This window comes from Pseudomonas sp. Sample_14, assembly GCF_004307515.1.
GTDB classification, from domain to species: Bacteria; Pseudomonadota; Gammaproteobacteria; order Pseudomonadales; family Pseudomonadaceae; genus Aquipseudomonas; species Aquipseudomonas atacamensis.
Genome location: NZ_RCOC01000082.1, coordinates 17,567 through 34,558, shown reverse-complemented (window position 1 = coordinate 34,558; position 16,992 = coordinate 17,567). Strand labels below are relative to the sequence as shown.

The following is a 16,992-nucleotide window of genomic DNA, read 5'->3' as shown; positions in this document are numbered from 1 at the left end:
GATGAGGAGTGGGGTGGTCATGATTGGTTCTCTGATAGGCAGTCTATAGAACTGATTTGGAGTCGATCTGCCAACTTATCAATGTCGCAACTGCTCACATTTTTCTCAAAACCGTTCCGGGATCGATGGCTGGTCTGAAGACCAATTCGGCGTTTTACGCTTGTCGTGAGGAGATCGCTTTGTCTTTATCTGCGTGCTACTTTTGTTGCACTAATCCAGGAATCGATGATTCCTATGCATCAAATCGGAGCGACATAATGTCCGTAACTTCCAAGATACGCCGCCAAGGCGGCGCTGCCGTCATTACGATTCCGCCCACGCTTTTAAAGTTGTTGCATCTGGAGGTTGGCGCACAGCTAGAGCTGAATGTGGTCGATGGCGAACTGATTGCTCGTCCAGCCGTAGCCGCTACGCGTAAGCGTTATAGTTTGTCAGAGCTACTCGAAGGCGCAGAAGAATTGCAGAAACTTAACGCCCAGACTAGCGAGACCCTTGAAGGTGATTCTGTCGGCCGGGAGCTGGGTTGATGGTGCGCCGCCAGCCCCCTCAGCGGGGTGACGTTTACTGGATTGATCCAAACCCAGTGGCGGGGCGGGAGATGATGAACAGACATCGCTTTGTGGTCATCACGCCCAGAGAGATCAACGCATTGGGCGTGAGCATGACGGTGCCTGTTACTAGCGGTGGGAATTTCAGCCGGAGTATGGGTTTGGCGGTCGCCATTACTGGCCACGAAACCAATGGTGTAGCGGTGTGTAATCAGGTTCGCAGTTTTGACATAGAACAACGGGTACGAGACGGCACGGCCAAATTCATCGAGCGACTGGATGACGTGACAATGTCTGACATCGTCGACCGTGTAATCAGTGCAATCGACCCGCTAAGCTGAAGCGCCTACGAAGAACAACTGATCTCCAAATGCTTTCCCCACTCCGGTGGCCGCTCGGCGTAACCCTCCATCCCCGGCTGCTCCTCAAACGGTTTGCTCAGCACCGCATGCAGTCGGCGTACCTCGGCATAATCCCCTTGTTCCGCCGCATCAATAGCCTTTTGCGCCAGATAATTGCGCAGGATGTACAGCGGATTGACGGCATGCATCCGTGCGCGGCGTTGTGCCTGATCGGCATTGCCGTCGCGGCCGACCCGGGCGACGTAGCGTTCGCCCCAGGCATCGAAACCTTTGATATCGACAAAATCGTCGCGCAGGCGGGCGATGGCCTGTTCGGCTGACTCTTCACCGAGGCGGCGGAAGAACAGCGTGTAGTCGACGCCGCTGTTCTGCATCAGTTGCAGCAGGTTTTCCAGCAGTTGCTGATCGTCGTCCTCGGCGGTGGTGAAGCCGAAGCGGCGGCGCATCAGGTCGAGGTAGTGCGCCTGGAACAGCGGCAGGTACAAGCCGAGGGTTTCGCGCAGGGCCTCGACGCTGATGAACGGCGTCAGTGCCTGGGCGAGGGCGCTGAGGTTCCACTGGCCCACCGGCACCTGATTGCTGAACGAGTAGCGGCCCTGATCATCGGAGTGATTGCAGATGAAATTTGCGTCGAAATCGTCGAGGAAGGCGAACGGGCCGAAGTCGAAGGTGATGCCGAGGATCGACATGTTGTCGGTATTCATTACGCCGTGGCAGAAGCCATAAGCCTGCCACTTGGCGATCAGCTCGGCGTTGCGTTCGACGATTTCGCGAAACATCGCCAGATACGGTTCCGGTTGCTCCAGGCATTCGGGGAAGTGCATCGCCAGCACATGCTCGCCAAGCTGTTTCTGCTGCTCGGGGCGCTTGGTGTAGTAGAAGTATTCGAAATGGCCGAAGCGGATATGGCTCGGCGCCAGACGCAGCACCATCGCCGCGCGTTCCTGCTTTTCCCGCCAGACCGGCGTGTCGGAGCCAATCACGCAGGCGGCCCGCGAAGATGGAATGTTCAGCGCGTACAGCGCTTCGGAAGCGAGAAACTCGCGAATCGATGAGCGCAGCACCGCGCGACCATCGCCCATGCGCGAAAACGGCGTTTGCCCGGCGCCCTTGAGGTGCAGGTCCCAGTGTTCACCGGCGTTGTTGTACACCTCGCCCAGCAGCAGACCGCGCCCGTCACCCAGTTGCGGGGTATAACCGCCGAACTGATGGCCGGAATACACCATCGCCCGTGGCTCGGCGTCGGCCCACAGCTTGTGGCCGCCGAACAGCTGCGCGAATTCTTCGGTTTCGGCGCTGGCCGCATCGAGATCAAGCAAGGCCAGAGCGGCCGGGCTGGCGACCACCAGACGCGGATTGTCGATCGGTTCGGGCAGCACGTGCGCGGAGAACGCGTCGCCCAGGCGGGCAAAGCGGTTGTCGAAAGTCAGTTCGTCGAGGGCTTTCACGGGCCGGCTCCAGCAGAATGTCCAAGCATTCTGCTGGGACCATGTCGGTTAGTCGAGTTTGCTCGGTGGCGGTTCCGGCAACGGTTTCTGCCCGTCGACGATCGGCACGATGGTTTTGTTCTCGGGTTCCACAGGCACCATCTTGTATTCCTGGCCGTGCAGGTTCTTCAGATAAACCTCCATCTGCCGGAACGAGATGTTGATGTGCTGCTTCTTGAACTCGCGATTGATGAAGCGGTTGACCTCATCCAGCACCGGGTTGCGGTCACCGAGATCGCGCACATGCATGCGCAGTTCGTGGTCGAGGGTGCTTTCGCCGAAGTTGAGGAAGTACACGTGTGGCTCAGGTTCTTTGAGCACACGCGGGTTCTCCCGGGCCGCTTTGAGCAGCAGTTCCTTGACCAGGTCCAGATCCGAACCGTAATCGACGCCCAGTTTCAGCGTGACGCGGGTGATGGTGTCGGTCAGCGACCAGTTGATCAGTTGCCCGGTGATGAACGTCTTGTTCGGGACAATGATGTCCTTGCGGTCGAAGTCGGTGATGGTCGTGGCGCGGATGCGGATCTTGCTCACCGTGCCCGAGAGGTTGCCGATGGTGATGGTGTCGCCGATTCGCACCGGGCGTTCGAAGAGGATCATGATGCCGGAGATGAAGTTGGCGAAGATCTCCTGCATACCGAAACCGAGGCCTACTGACAGCGCCGCCACCAGCCATTGCAACTTGTCCCAACTGACGCCGAGGGTCGACAGGGTGGTGACAAAACCAACGCCGGCAATCACGTAGGACAGCAGCGTCGTTGTCGCATAAGCGCTACCCTGGGCCAGGTTGAGCTTGGACAGCACGAACACTTCGAGCAGACCGGGCAAGTTGCGCGCCAGCGCGAAGGTGATGCCGATGATGATCAGCGCGCCGAGCATGTCGCCGATGCTGATCGGCACCATGCTCATGTTGGCGCCAGTGCCGCTGGTGTATTCGTAAAGGGTGATGTTGTCCAGATACGAGAACACCGAAATCAGGTCCGACCAGACCCAGTACAGCGCCGCGATGAAACCGCCGAGCAGGGCCAGACGGATCAGGCGCAGGGACTGCTCGTTGACCTTTTCAATGTCCAGCGTCGGCTCTTCGATCACCGCTTCGCCGTCGCCGGCCTCTTTTGCCGCCTGCCGTTTGGCCAGTGCGCGCTGATAAGCCAAACGCCGCGCGGCAACGCTCAAGCCACGCACGAAGGTCGCCTCGATCACCAGCCAGAACATCAGCAGGTACAGGGTGTTGATCAAGCGGTCGCTGAGTTTCAGCGCGGTGTAGTAGTAGCCGAAGCACACCGCGACAAACAGGGCGATCGGCAGCAGGGTGAACATCACTCCGACGGCTTTGCGGAACAGCGAAGCGTTCTGGTGCGTCGGGCTGCTGATCAGCAGGCGACTGAGCAGCCACGCCATCAAGGCGTAGCAGGTCAGCACCACCGGCATGCCGAGCACGTCATCGGCCAGCGCCGCTGGTTGCAATTCGGCGACGGCCACCACGGCCACCAGCGCCATGACCACAAGGCCCAATCGACGCACCCAGCCCTGAAGGAACTCGACCTGCGGTTTTTCCCAGCGGAAGTGCAATTCCGCCACGCCACCCGGCGCAAGAATCCGGTACGCGGTGTAGAACACCAGCCAGGCCTGGCCCATCTGCAACAGCGCCGCGCCCATGTTGGCGTTCTGCCCGCGCGCGTCGATCTGCAGGGCCAGACCGCACAGCGCCAGACCCAGCGCCACCGGCATTGCCAACAGAATGTTGATCAGAATCGCCTGCGGCGTGTGCCATTGGCTGTCGCGCTTGAAGTGGCCGATGTCCTGGTGAACCTTGTTGAGTCGTCCGTACAGGGCCTTGCGTCGCCACAACAGGGCGCCAATCAGCAGCGCCAGAGGCAAGAACAGCAATGGCCGCTGGGTCAGGCCGTCAGCCAGCTCGCTCAGGCTCGACGCCCAGGGCAAGGTATTGACCTGCCGCTCCAGGCGCTCGGGCACACCGCGCATCCATTCCACATCCAGCGGTTTGTTGCTGGGGATCCAGAACATCTGTTCGTCGAGGGTCGCGCGCAGGCTTTGCGCGGTGCTCAGCAGTTGTTTCTGGTTGAGCTGCAGGGTGATCGATTCATTGAGCATCGCGCTCAACTCGCGGTTCAGCCGCTCGAGCAGATCAGCGCGGGTGTTGGCCAGATCGAGCAGGCTCTTGCGCAATTGCGGGGTGACCTGCTCCGGCGGCTGCGTGGCCAGCAAATTGTCGACGTAGGTCGCCGGATTGCTCAGCAGCTCCCGCTGCTGGCTGACATCGAACTGATACAGGCGAATATCGGCAATCTGGTCGGCGAGGTCGCGGTCGACCTTCAAGTGCGGCAGCGCCTGCTTCTGTTTGTAGAGAATTTTCGACAGCAGCAGGCTGCCCTTGAGCACGTTGATTTGCTCGTCCAGTGCCGAATCGCTCTGGGTCAGGGTGTCGAGTTGCTGTTTGGTCTGCAGGTTCTGCTGCGTGACTTCGTTGAGACGGTCGGTGCTCTTGAGCAAATAGTCGGAAAGCTTGAGATTGGTCGCGCTCTCACTCGCCAGCAGGCTGCTGCCGCCGGCCTTCTGCGCCTCGATCGATTGCTGAGTAACGGTTTCCTGCGACTGCGCCAGACGTTTCTGGTTGATCAGGGTTTGCAGTTCCTGGATCTCGCGGTCGAGGCGATCGGATTTCTCCGAAAGCAAGTCGTGCTGGGCATTGCCCAGATCCTGCAACTGGGTGTTGCCGGCCAGTTCCTGGCGGCGCAGCGGAATCAGCGCATTGAGTGCGGCCAGTTCGGCGTTCAACTGGTCGCGCTGTTCGGCGGTGACCGTTTTGCCGGTGTCCTTGCCGGATTTGAGGATGGTGTTGATCTGCTGGATGCGCGTCTGGCTGGCGGAAATCTCCGCCTGAGCGCGCTCGGGGCGAGTCTGCGCGGTGATGATCAGGCTGTTGGCTTCGGCCAGGGCTTTTTGCAGATCGCTCTGCTGGGTCGAGCGATCGGTAAGGATCTGCTCCAGTTGCTGAATCGACTCCTTCGGAAAACGCTGCGCGACCGGCACTGGCGCGGTGGCCTTGAGGCGGCTCAGTTCGCGGGTGTTTTCAATCGTCTGCTTCGGCGCGTTGGCCAACTGACGCTTGAGATCGATCAGTTTCTGCTCGTAATCACGCTGGTTGTTCAGCTGATTGAGGGTGTTCTGCAGGACGGTCTGCAGGGTCTTCTTGTCGGCGTCCGGCAGTTTGCTGTCGGCCAGCTTGTCGAGGCTGGCCTGCACGGCATCGCTGGACGGTGGTTCGGCAGCATGCAGCGGGCCGACGACAAGACTGAGGCCCAGCAGGGCCGCGGCGAAAAAGGAGCGCAGGGTAGGCATAGAGACCGGTCAAGCAAGTGAGAGTGGGAGCAGTTTAGAGGAAGAGTCCGGGGCCCGGGCGACTTCCTTCGGGGAATCTGACGCCCACTTTGCCGATCTTGTTCCCGTCCATGACCGCCACCGTCCAGTGGGTGTTGTTCCACTCCACCTGGTCGCCGACGATGGGAGCACCCCCGACTTTTTGCGCAATGAACGCACCCAGGGTCATGTCCGGATCGATGCCTTCGGCCGGCAAGCCATACAGCGCTGCAACCGCTTTAAGCTGGGCGTCTCCTTCGAGCACGAAGTCGCCGAAGAAACGCAGATCGAGGCCGCGTTGCGGTGCCTGGCTGAACAGTTTGCCGAGGGCCGGCAAGTTGTATTCATGGCCAATAACACACAGCAAATCATCGACTTCCAGCACCGTACTACCCGACGGATGGAGCAGTTGCTGACCACGAAACAGCGCCGCGATGCGTGTGCCTTCGGGCATTTTCAGCTCACGCAGGGGCGAGCCGATGCACCATTTCTCGGCGCCGAGCTTGTAAACGAACAGCTCCCACTCGCTCGTGACGTGCACTTCCAGTGCCGCCCGGGAAATCGGCGCGGGTTCCGGCGGCACCGTCACCTTGAGCAGCTTGGCCACCCACGGCAGGCTCGTGCCCTGCACCAGCAGCGACACCAACACGATGAAGAACGCCAGATTGAAATACAACTGCGCTTGCGGCAGCCCGGCCATCAGCGGGAACACCGCGAGAATGATCGGCACCGCGCCGCGCAGGCCGACCCAGGAAATAAAGGCTTTTTCACGACCGTGGAAGGCCTTGAACGGCAGCAGGCCGACCATCACCGACAGCGGCCGCGCGAAAAGAATCATCCACAGCGCCAGACCGAGGGCGGGCAGGGCGATCGGCAGCAGATCGTGGGGCGTGACCAGCAGGCCCAGCACCAAGAACATGCCGATCTGCGCCAGCCAGGCCATGCCGTCGAGCATGTGCAGAATGCCGTGGCGGCTGCGCACCGGGCGGTTGCCGATCACCAGACCGCACAGATAGACAGCAAGGAAGCCGCTGCCATGCAAGGCGTTGGTCAGCGCGAACACCACCAGACCGCCAGCAATGATCAGGATCGGATAGAGCCCGGCGGCGAGATTGATGCGATTGACCAGTTGCAGCATCACCCAGCCGCCGCCCAGACCGATCACGCCACCGATGCCGAACTCGCGGATCAAGTGGGTCAGCAGGCTCCAGTGCAGGCCGGTTTCGCCGCTGGCGAGCATGTCGATCAGGGTGACGGTGAGAAACACCGCCATCGGGTCGTTGCTGCCGGATTCGATTTCCAGACTGGCGCTGACTCGTTCGTTGAGGCCTTTACCGCCGAGCAGCGAGAACACCGCAGCGGCGTCGGTCGAGCCGACGATGGCGCCGATCAGCAGGCCCTGAATCAGATTGAGGTCGAACAGCCACGCAGCGGCCATGCCGGTCAGCCCGGTGGTAATCAACACCCCGACCGTGGCCAGCGACAGCGCCGGCCACAAGGCCACGCGGAAACTCGACACCCGCGTACGCAAGCCGCCGTCGAGCAGGATCACTGCCAGGGCGAGGTTGCCGACCAGATAGGCCGTCGGGTAGTTATCGAAAATGATACCGCCACCATCGACCCCGGCAGCCATGCCGACCGCGAGAATGATGACCAGAATCGGAATGCCGAGACGTGAAGAAAGAGAACTGACAAGAATGCTTGCGCCTACCAGCAACGCGCCGATCAAGAACAGGCTGTTGATGGTCGTCGCATTCAAAGGCAGTACTCCAGAAGCGTAAAGACGAGGCACAAACTGACCATGCAGTCTGCGTGCCAGCGATTCTAACCTGTTGAAATGTGATGCTGTCAAAAAGCTTTTCTGCAGAATCACCCTGAAAATGCGGCGAGTGATGACTGTGGCGAGGGGATTCATCCCCGTTCGGCGGCGCAGCCGTCGTAAAACCGCTGTACGCGGATCCTTAAAGGGAACCGCATACGCTGCTTTTGGGGCGGCTTCGCCACCCAACAGGGATAAATCCCCTCACCACAGGGGAAGCTCCAGCGAGGTGTGTTACAGGCTGAACCGTCCAACCATGTTGTTCAGATCCAGCGCCAAGCGCGACAGCTCATTGCTCGCCGCGCTGGTCTGATTGGCGCCGGTCGCCGACTGCACCGACAGATCGCGGATGTTGACCAGATTGCGATCGACTTCCCGCGCTACCTGCGCCTGCTCTTCGGCGGCGCTGGCGATGACCAGGTTGCGCTCGTTGATTTCGACGATAGCGCTGTTGATGGTGTCCAGCGACAGGCCGGCACCGCGCGCGATGTTCAAGGTCGATTCGGCGCGCTCGGTGCTGTTGCGCATCGAATCCACGGCGTGTTCGGTGCCGCTCTGGATGCTGCCGATCATCCGCTCGATTTCGCTGGTCGACTGCTGGGTGCGATGGGCCAGGGCGCGCACTTCGTCGGCCACCACGGCGAAACCACGACCGGCCTCACCGGCGCGCGCCGCTTCGATCGCTGCGTTCAATGCCAGCAGGTTGGTCTGATCGGCGAGGCCACGAATCACGTCGAGCACCTTGCCGATGTCGCGGGATTCATTGGCCAGGTCGCCGATCAGCGACGCGGTGCTCTGCACATCGGCGCTCATGCGTTCGATGGCGCTGACGGTTTCCTGCACCAGATCACGACCGTCGCCCGCCGAGGTGGTGGCGTTTTTCGAGGCTTCCGAAGTGCTGACCGCGTTGCGCGCGACTTCTTCGACGGCGCTGGTCATCTCATTGACCGCAGTGGCGGCCTGCTCGATTTCGTTGTTCTGCTGGGTCAGGCCGCGAGCACTTTCATCGGTGACGCTGTTCAGCTCTTCCGCAGCAGACGCAAGCTGTGTGGCCGAACCGGAGATGCGCTGCAGGGTGTCGCGCAGCTTCGATTGCATCTTCGCCATCGCCGCCAGCAGGCGCCCGGCTTCATCTTCGCCATCGACATGGATCGGCTGGGTGAGGTTGCCTTCGGCGATGGTTTCCGCCGCCTCGAGTGCCTTGGAAATCGGCTTGGTAATGCTCACGGTCAGCAGCCAGGCGAACAGCAGGGTCAGGCCGCTGGCGATCACCAGCAGGGTCACCACCAGATCGAACGACAGCGAATACTGATCCTTCGCGCCCTGATCAGTCTCGGCAATCTGCTGGGTGTTGATCTCCAGCAAGCGCGCCAGCGCGGTGTTCACTGCTTCCGAATTGCTCAGCAAATCGCTGTTAAGCATCTGTTGCAACTCGGCGATCTGGTTGTTGCGCGAAAGGGTTTTCATGCGTTCTTCGAGCTGACGGTACTGCGCCAGCAGCTGCACGTACTGATCGTACGCCGCGCGTTCCTCGGGGCTGGAGATCAGTGGCTCATAGGCGCGTTGCGCATCGCTGATCTGGCGGTTGCGCATGTCGAACAGCTCGATGGTTTTCTGCTGCACGTCGGGTTCGCGGTTGATCAGCAAACGATAGGAGAGCACGCGCAGGCGCAGGGTCAGCTGGGTGAATTCGTCGAGGGCCTTGATCGATGGCACGCTGGCGGTGGCGATGTCTTCGCCGGCCGCGCGGATCTTGCTCATCTGATTCAGCGCAAACACGCCGAGAATCAACATCAGGCCGCCGATCAGGGCGAAACCGGTGAACGCCCGTGGGGCGATATTCATATTGCGAAGGGACATGGGCGGATACCGAAAAGGGCCGCATCCATGCGGGCTGAGACTGCTGTATGGGTGACTTATCGGTCATACGACTAAAGTCTTGAGGTGGTGTGCGTATTTGTCGCAGACAGGCTTGAGCGACGAAGTGCAGGAACCAGATCGACCAATCACAGTCTTTTAAACTCGCGAGAACGCTTGCCCGCCAGGAAAATCAAGGCCTTGCGCCGGTTTAACCCTGGCATCCGTGGTGACTTTTCTTTATCGTACGCGCCCTTTGAAAAACGCTTGGAAGATCAAAATGTTGGAAGCATCCCTCAGCCAATTGGAACAGCTCGTCAGCGACCTGGTGCAACAGAACCAGACCCTGCTGCAGACCAACCAGACCCTGTCCACGGAACTGGCCCAGGCCAAGGATGAAAACGAAAACCTGCAACTGAACCTGATGGAGCAGGAAGAAAAACACGGCGCCACCGCCGCGCGCATCCAGGCGCTGGTTGATCGCGTCAATGCCGGTCCTGTCAGCGCATGAACCACGGCACAGCAGGGGTAAAAGTCATCTCCATTCTTGGCGAGGACTATTCGATCAAGGCACCGGCCGGGGAAGAACAGACCCTGCTGGACGCGGCGATGATGCTCAAGGCCACGCTGGAAGACACCAAGCGCAAATACCCGACGCTGATCGGCGACCGTTTGCTGGTGCTGGCGGCGATGAATCTGTGCTCGCAGCAGATCGAAATGAAAAAGCAGCACAAAGAAGAACTCGAGCGTTATCAAGAGCAAGTCAGCGCCACGGTCGAGACGATTGCCAAGACCATCAATCAGGTTTGACGGGTCGCCAGAATCTCGTCGCCCCTCAACGGAGCGCTCTGTTCAGGGGCGCTTCAGGCGATGACCAGTTCGCAGCGATATCGACCGCCAGACTCGAAAATGTTTTTTGCAGTTATGGTGCGTTTGCGTCCGTTGAAATCAAACGTTTCGTCCTTGCTGGCAGCCCAAAGCATAACGTCATGGGAGACAGGTTGCTCAGACACCAGCGTTTCATCTTTCAAAGACACTTCAATTTTGTAGTCGGGATCGCTGGCGGCGAAGTGTTTTGCGGTCACTACCGCGTCGTTTTGACCTCGTCGTAGCGTATCGCCGATTTTTATGTGCAACAGCATGAGGTCAAGAGATTCGCTTTCTGTCGACTTTAGCTCGTCCATATCCGTATCCGTTGTGTGGTTTACCATATGAAGGTTCAAGGATACGCGGCCATTGCTTCGGCGGAACCTGTCAGGTTTTACAGGTGACAGGACAAGCGTTTTGTGGGTGTGCAGCAAAGCAACTGGATATGATCAGGCTGAGCTGATGCGTGATCAGGTCCCTGCGCAGGCAAGCCACTCGCACCGGGATCACGCCCAGAGCCCCTGTGGGAACGGACTTGCCTGCGAAGAGGGAATAAGCCGCTACGCACGATCGAGATCAGAACCACTCCTCCCGCATCCCCAGACACGTATCATCCCGCGCCTCCAGCAAGTCCAGCTCATGCTGGCAACCCGGCACTTCCCATGTCAGGAAATACCGTGCCGCCTGCAACTTGCCCTTATAGAAGTCGACATCCGCCGAATTGCCTTTGGCCAGGCCTTCCTCGGCGCGGATCGCCTGCTCCAGCCAGCGCCAGCCGATCACTGCGTGACCGAACACTTTCAGGTACAGCGCCGAGTTCGCCAGGCTGCTGTTGATCTTGCCTTGGGCCAGATCGGTGAGCAGGCCGATGGTCACGGTTTGCAAGCGGGCCACGAGTTTTTCCAGCGGTTCGCGCAGGGTGGTCAACGAATCGTATGCAGTGGCACGTTCGGCCGTGTTGGCGATCAATCGAATCAGCTGCTTGAGACCGGCGCCACCGTTCTGCGCCAGCTTGCGCCCGAGCAGATCCAGCGACTGGATGCCGTGGGTGCCTTCGTGGATCGGATTCAAGCGGTTGTCACGGTAGTACTGCTCCACCGGGTACTCACGGGTGTAGCCGTGGCCGCCAAGAATCTGGATCGCCAGTTCGTTGGCTTTGAGGCAGAACTCCGAAGGCCAGGATTTGACGATTGGCGTCAGCAGGTCCAACAGCTCATGAGCCTGTTTGCGTTCGGCTTCGGTTTCCAGCGTGGTGGTGTCATCGAACAAACGCGCGGCATACAGGCCGAGGTCAAACGCACCTTCGACGTAGGATTTCTGCGTCAGCAACATGCGTCTGACGTCCGCGTGCTGAATGATCGGCACCGGCGCCGTGGTCGGATCCTTGCTGTCCGGCACCCGGCCCTGCGGCCGCTCACGCGCATATTCCAGCGAATACAGGTAACCGGCATAGCCGAGCATCACCGCGCCCATGCCGACGCCGATCCGCGCTTCGTTCATCATCTGGAACATGTAGCTCAAGCCATGGTGTGGCTTGCCTACCAGATAGCCGACGCACTCGCCGTTATCGCCGAAGTTCAGCGCCGTCGATGTGGTGCCGCGCCAGCCCATCTTGTGGAACAAACCGGCGAGCAGCACGTCGTTGCGCTGGCCGAGGCTGCCGTCGTCGTTGACCAGAAACTTCGGCACGATAAACAGCGAAATACCTTTCACCCCCGGTGGGGCGTCGGGCAGTTTGGCCAGAACCATGTGCACGATGTTTTCCGACAGCGGATGGTCGCCACCGGAAATGAAAATCTTGTTGCCCTTCAGGCGATAGGTGCCGTCGGATGCAGGCTCGGCGCGGGTACGAATGTCCGACAGTGACGAACCGGCATGGGGCTCGGTCAGGGCCATGGTGCCGAAGAAACGTCCGTCGATCATCGGTTGCAGGAAGCGCTGTTTCTGCTCTTCGCTGCCGAAGCTCTCGATCAGGTTGGCCGCGCCCATGGTCAGGAACGGGTATGAGGTCGACGCTGCGTTGGCAGACTGAAAGTGCGCGAAGCAGGCTTGCGACAGCAGGGTCGGCAATTGCATGCCGCCGGCCTCGAAGCTGCGTGCGGCGTTGAGGAAGCCGGCCTCGAGAAAGGCATCCACCGCCGGTTTCACTTCGGGAATCAGAATGGCCTGGCCATCTTCATAGCGCGGCTCGTTTTCATCGCCCTTGCGGTTGTGCGGGGCGAAATACTTTTCGGCGATGTTGCGCGCGGTGCCGATGGCGGCGTCGAAGGTCTCGCGATTGTGCTCGGCAAAGCGCTCGCGCCGGGTCAGGCCCTCGGCATCGAGGACTTCGTACAGCTCGAAAGCCAGATTGCGGGAACTGAGCAGCGTCTCGGACATGGCGGCCTACCTGGAAATTGGGGTTGGGCCGAGTCTAGGCGTGCTGATAAAGACTGAACAGGATGATTGATAAGCGTGATGTTGGAGCCGCGCGCGGACTTAACAGGCGCCGAAAACAACTGTGGGAGCGAGCCTGCTCGCGAAAGCGGAGGGTCAGGCAACATTGATGTCGACTGAAACGCCGTTTTCGCGAGCAGGCTCGCTCCCACAGAGTATTGCGTACCAGGCGACCATTGCGGTCGCCTGGATTTACAGCGGTTTAACCGATCGTCATCAAGCTGGCATTACCCCCCGCCGCAGCGGTGTTGACGCTCAATGCCCGCTCGATCACCAGACGCTCCAGGGCAATGTTGGTCTCGCCCTGGGACAGGCCCTGAACGCCAACGATTGCACCGCCACGCTGGGCGATCTGCTGGCAGACGCCGCGCAACTGGTCGGAGTGGCCGTGATGCAGCACGGCATCGAACACCACTTCGTCCTTGTTCCAGTCGGCAACGCGCTTGATCCGCGCCTGCACTTCCTTCGGCAGGCGGGCGAATAGCGCCTTGGTCAGTTCGGTTTCCGGCCACACCGCCGAACCGCCCACCGCCAGCACCGCCGCCAGTTGCGTCAGCAGATCACCTTCAACTTCCGCCAGGCACAGCACGTGTTCGCGCGGCAGGATCGCGTAGCTGTTTTTCTCGCCGGTCGGGCCAGCCAGCACCCGGGTGATGCCGCTCTGCGATTGCGCAGCGTATTGCACGCACAGGGTGCTCAGATCGGCAAACTTGTTGTTGTCGGCCCAGGCTTTCAGCGCGTTCAACGATTGGCTCATGGCATCGCGCAAGCGCACGTCCGGGGCGACGATGGCATCACCGCGAGCGAAGGATTGCTCGATTGCGTCGCTAGGGCGCGTCGACAGCAGGCGGTACAGATACAGCGGGCCACCGGCTTTCGGGCCAGTACCCGACAGGCCTTCGCCGCCAAATGGCTGCACGCCGACCACGGCACCGACGATGTTGCGGTTGACGTAGACGTTACCGGCGTTGACGTTGTCGATCACCTTGGCGATGGTCTCGTCGATGCGCGTGTGCACGCCCAGCGTCAGGCCGTAACCGGAGGCGTTGATCTGGCCGATCAGTTGATCCAGCTCTTTGCGCTTGTAGCGCACCACGTGCAGTACCGGGCCGAAGATTTCGCGTTGCAGTTCGTCGAAGCTTTCCAGCTCGATCAGGGTCGGCATGACGAAGGTGCCGCGCTTGACCTCTTCACTGTCGGCAATCGCAACCTGGTAAACATTGCGACCTTTGTCGCGCATGCCTTGGATGTGTTTGTCGATGCCGGCCTTGGCTTCGGCATCGATCACCGGGCCGATGTCCACGGACAGACGCTCGGGGTTGCCGAGACGGCTTTCGGCCATGGCACCTTTGAGCATTTCGATGACGCGATCGGCGGAATCTTCCTGCAGGCACAGCACGCGCAGTGCCGAGCAGCGCTGACCGGCGCTGTCGAAGGCCGACGACACTACGTCGATCACCACTTGTTCAGTCAGGGCCGAGGAATCGACGATCATCGCGTTCTGGCCACCGGTTTCGGCGATCAGCGGAATCGGGCGGCCCTGGCTGTCGAGACGGCCGGCGATGTTGCGTTGCAGCAAGCGCGCGACTTCGGTGGAGCCGGTGAACATCACGCCTTTGACGCGTTCGTCACCGACCAGACCGGCGCCGACGGTTTCACCACGGCCCGGCAGCAGTTGCAGCACGCCTTCCGGGATGCCGGCTTCGAGCATCAGGCGCACAGCCTGAGCCGCTACCAGCGGAGTCTGCTCAGCCGGTTTGGCCAGTACCGGGTTACCGGCGGCCAATGCCGCAGCGACCTGGCCGCTGAAAATTGCCAGCGGGAAGTTCCACGGGCTGATGCACACCACCGGACCGAGTGGGCGGTGGGCGTCGTTGCTGAAATCGTTGCGCGCCTGCACTGCGTAGTAACGCAGGAAGTCGACGGCTTCGCGGACTTCGGCGATGGCGTTGGCGTAGGTCTTGCCGGCTTCGCGAGCCAGCAGGCCCATCAGCGGCTGGATCTCGCCTTCCATCAAGTCAGCGGCACGTTCCAGAATTGCCGCACGTTCGGCCGGCGGGGTGGCCTGCCAGATCGGCGCGGCGTTCAGCGCGCATTGAATGGCGTTGTCGACGTCTTCGACGGTAGCTTCTTGAACGTGACCGACCACATCGCGGTGATCGGACGGGTTCAGCACCGCGACCGGCGTTTCGTTGCTGGAGGCGCAACCGAGCATCGGCGCGGCTTTCCAGTCGTTGTGTGCAGTGGCGAGCAGGGCGCAGGACAGCGAGGCCAGACGATGTTCGTTAGCCATGTCGATGCCGCTGGAGTTGGCGCGCTCGGCACCGTACAGGTCACGCGGCAGCGGAATGCGCGGGTGCGGCAGGCCAAAACCGCCTTCCACGGTGGCCATCTGCTCGATCTGTGCCACCGGATCGGCCACCAGTTCCTGAATCGAAATCGACTGGTCGGCGATGCGGTTGACGAACGAAGTGTTCGCGCCGTTTTCCAGCAAGCGACGTACGAGGTAAGCCAGCAGGGTTTCGTGGGTGCCGACCGGTGCGTACACGCGGCACGGACGGTTCAGCTTGCCCTCGGAAACCTTGCCTACAACCTGTTCGTAGAGCGGTTCGCCCATGCCGTGCAGGCACTGGAACTCGTACTGGCCCGGGTAATAGTTCTGACCGGCGATGTGGTAGATCGCCGACAGGGTGTGGGCGTTGTGCGTGGCGAATTGCGGGTAGATGACTTCCGGCACCGACAGCAGTTTGCGTGCGCAAGCAATGTAGGAAACGTCGGTGTACACCTTGCGGGTGTAGACCGGATAGCCTTCCAGACCCTCGACCTGGGCGCGTTTGATTTCGCTGTCCCAGTACGCGCCTTTCACCAGGCGGATCATCAGGCGATGACGGCTGCGGCGAGCCAGATCGATCACGTAATCGATCACGTACGGGCAACGCTTCTGGTAAGCCTGGATAACGAAACCGATACCGTTCCAGCCAGTCAGCTGCGGCTCAAAGCACAGGCGCTCAAGCAGGTCCAGCGACAGCTCGAGGCGGTCGGCTTCTTCGGCGTCGATGTTCAGGCCGATGTCGTATTGCTTGGCCAGCAGGGTCAGCGACAGCAGGCGCGGGTACAGCTCGTCCATCACCCGCTCGTACTGCGCACGGCTGTAGCGCGGGTGCAGTGCCGAGAGCTTGATGGAAATGCCCGGGCCTTCATAAATCCCACGGCCGTGTGACGCTTTGCCGATCGAGTGGATCGCCTGTTCGTACGACGCCAGGTATTTCTGCGCGTCGACTTCGGTGAGTGCCGCTTCACCGAGCATGTCGTAGGAGTAACGGAAGCCCTTGGCTTCGAACTTGCTCGCATTGGCCAGCGCTTCGGCGATGGTTTCGCCGGTCACGAACTGCTCGCCCATCAGGCGCATGGCCATGTCGACGCCCTTGCGGATCATCGGCTCGCCGCTCTTGCCGATGATGCGGCTCAGCGACGAGGTCAGGCCGGCTTCGTTGTGGGTGGAGACCAGTTTGCCAGTCAGCAGCAGGCCCCAGGTCGCAGCGTTGACGAACAGCGAAGGGCTGTTGCCCAGGTGCGGATGCCAGTTGCCGGTGCTGATCTTGTCGCGGATCAGCGCATCGCGGGTGCCTTTGTCCGGGATGCGCAGCAGCGCTTCGGCCAGGCACATCAGCGCCACGCCTTCCTGGGACGACAGGGAGAATTCCTGCAACAGACCCTGAACAATGCCCGCACGACCGCCGGCACTTTTCTGGTTGCGCAGTTTTTCGGCGATGGTCGCCGCGAGCTTGTTGGTGGCTTCGGCCATCGGTGCTGGCAGGCGCGCCTGTTCGATCAGCATCGGCACCACTTCCGGCTCAGGGCGGCGGTAGGCGGCGGTGATCGAAGCACGCAGAACCGATTGCGGCAGGATGCTTTCAGCGAATTCGAGGAAGCATTGGTGAGCGTGATCGGTCTGCACTTCGCCTGCGTCATCGGCGTCTTTGGCGGTCAAACCGTTCAACTCGGTCAGGGTTGCACCACCCTCGAGTTTTTCCAGGTAATTGAAAATTGCCTGCTTGATCAGCCAGTGCGGCGTGCGATCAATCGAGGTTGCGGCAGCCTTCAGGCGCTCGCGGGTCGGGTCATCGAGTTTGACCCCAAGGGTGGTGGTAGCCATATTTTTATCCTCATGGTTGCCACAGTTGCGTGGCATCAGCTGGCCGCAAGATTAGCCGTGCGTTGAATGAGGTGCAACC

General features: G+C 60.6%; 11 protein-coding genes. 4 read left to right on the top strand and 7 right to left on the bottom strand.

Annotated features, from left to right (window positions below):
• Positions 1-257: 257 nt before the first annotated feature.
• Both D8U61_RS19190 and D8U61_RS19185 read left to right on the top strand, forming a co-directional pair.
• Positions 258-527 carry a hypothetical protein gene (locus D8U61_RS19190; protein WP_008077592.1) on the top strand — a complete coding sequence of 90 codons (270 nt, stop codon included), beginning with the start codon at positions 258-260 and terminating at the stop codon, positions 525-527.
• Positions 527-889: a type II toxin-antitoxin system PemK/MazF family toxin gene (locus tag D8U61_RS19185; protein WP_130887665.1), complete on the top strand. Its 363-nt coding sequence runs from the start codon at positions 527-529 to the stop codon at positions 887-889. The genes D8U61_RS19190 and D8U61_RS19185 overlap by 1 nt, the downstream gene beginning before the upstream one ends.
• Positions 890-894: 5 nt before the next feature.
• On the opposite strand, the gene selO is transcribed toward D8U61_RS19185, so the two are convergent.
• The 4 genes from selO to D8U61_RS19165 form a co-directional block, all read right to left on the bottom strand.
• Positions 895-2,358, bottom strand: a complete 1,464-nt coding sequence (gene selO, locus D8U61_RS19180; protein WP_130902909.1) for a protein adenylyltransferase SelO — start codon at positions 2,356-2,358, stop codon at positions 895-897.
• 48 nt (positions 2,359-2,406) lie between these two features.
• Entirely contained in the window at positions 2,407-5,760 is a 3,354-nt protein-coding gene (mscK, locus tag D8U61_RS19175; protein WP_076565278.1) for a mechanosensitive channel MscK, read from the bottom strand.
• Positions 5,761-5,794: 34 nt separating this feature from the next.
• On the bottom strand, positions 5,795-7,537 hold the full coding sequence (locus D8U61_RS19170; RefSeq protein ID WP_125925740.1) for a potassium/proton antiporter: 1,743 nt from the start codon (positions 7,535-7,537) through the stop codon (positions 5,795-5,797).
• 294 nt (positions 7,538-7,831) lie between these two features.
• Positions 7,832-9,457 (bottom strand): methyl-accepting chemotaxis protein, encoded by a 1,626-nt coding sequence (locus D8U61_RS19165; RefSeq protein ID WP_130927471.1) that lies wholly within the window; start codon positions 9,455-9,457, stop codon positions 7,832-7,834.
• A gap of 277 nt (positions 9,458-9,734) precedes the next feature.
• Here D8U61_RS19165 and D8U61_RS19160 point away from each other — a divergent pair, with 277 nt between their 5' ends.
• Positions 9,735-9,965, top strand: a complete 231-nt coding sequence (locus tag D8U61_RS19160) for a hypothetical protein (RefSeq protein WP_016772015.1) — start codon at positions 9,735-9,737, stop codon at positions 9,963-9,965.
• On the top strand, positions 9,962-10,264 hold the full coding sequence (locus tag D8U61_RS19155) for a cell division protein ZapA (RefSeq protein WP_123443993.1): 303 nt from the start codon (positions 9,962-9,964) through the stop codon (positions 10,262-10,264). Before D8U61_RS19160 ends, D8U61_RS19155 begins: the two co-directional genes overlap by 4 nt.
• A gap of 53 nt (positions 10,265-10,317) precedes the next feature.
• Here D8U61_RS19155 and D8U61_RS19150 read toward each other — a convergent pair whose 3' ends face one another.
• The 3 genes from D8U61_RS19150 to putA all read right to left on the bottom strand — a co-directional run bounded on the left by D8U61_RS19150 (position 10,318) and on the right by putA (position 16,913).
• Positions 10,318-10,638 carry a hypothetical protein gene (locus D8U61_RS19150; protein WP_125925738.1) on the bottom strand — a complete coding sequence of 107 codons (321 nt, stop codon included), beginning with the start codon at positions 10,636-10,638 and terminating at the stop codon, positions 10,318-10,320.
• A 259-nt stretch (positions 10,639-10,897) separates the two neighbouring features.
• The gene (locus tag D8U61_RS19145) at positions 10,898-12,700 is read right to left on the bottom strand and encodes an acyl-CoA dehydrogenase (protein ID WP_130927470.1); all 1,803 of its coding nucleotides are present in this window, start codon (positions 12,698-12,700) and stop codon (positions 10,898-10,900) included.
• Positions 12,701-12,959: 259 nt separating this feature from the next.
• Complete coding sequence (gene putA, locus D8U61_RS19135; RefSeq protein WP_123443991.1) at positions 12,960-16,913, bottom strand: trifunctional transcriptional regulator/proline dehydrogenase/L-glutamate gamma-semialdehyde dehydrogenase; 3,954 nt, start codon at positions 16,911-16,913, stop codon at positions 12,960-12,962.
• Positions 16,914-16,992: the final 79 nt, after the last annotated feature.

Coding starts and splice junctions, on each gene's coding strand:
- D8U61_RS19145 (WP_130927470.1), bottom strand. CDS start 12,700: ATGTCCGAGACGCTGCTCAGTTCCCGCAATCTGGCTTTCGAGCTGTAC.
- D8U61_RS19165 (WP_130927471.1), bottom strand. CDS start 9,457: ATGTCCCTTCGCAATATGAATATCGCCCCACGGGCGTTCACCGGTTTC.
- D8U61_RS19155 (WP_123443993.1), top strand. CDS start 9,962: ATGAACCACGGCACAGCAGGGGTAAAAGTCATCTCCATTCTTGGCGAG.
- putA (WP_123443991.1), bottom strand. CDS start 16,913: ATGGCTACCACCACCCTTGGGGTCAAACTCGATGACCCGACCCGCGAG.
- D8U61_RS19185 (WP_130887665.1), top strand. CDS start 527: ATGGTGCGCCGCCAGCCCCCTCAGCGGGGTGACGTTTACTGGATTGAT.
- mscK (WP_076565278.1), bottom strand. CDS start 5,760: ATGCCTACCCTGCGCTCCTTTTTCGCCGCGGCCCTGCTGGGCCTCAGT.
- D8U61_RS19160 (WP_016772015.1), top strand. CDS start 9,735: ATGTTGGAAGCATCCCTCAGCCAATTGGAACAGCTCGTCAGCGACCTG.
- D8U61_RS19150 (WP_125925738.1), bottom strand. CDS start 10,638: ATGGACGAGCTAAAGTCGACAGAAAGCGAATCTCTTGACCTCATGCTG.
- D8U61_RS19190 (WP_008077592.1), top strand. CDS start 258: ATGTCCGTAACTTCCAAGATACGCCGCCAAGGCGGCGCTGCCGTCATT.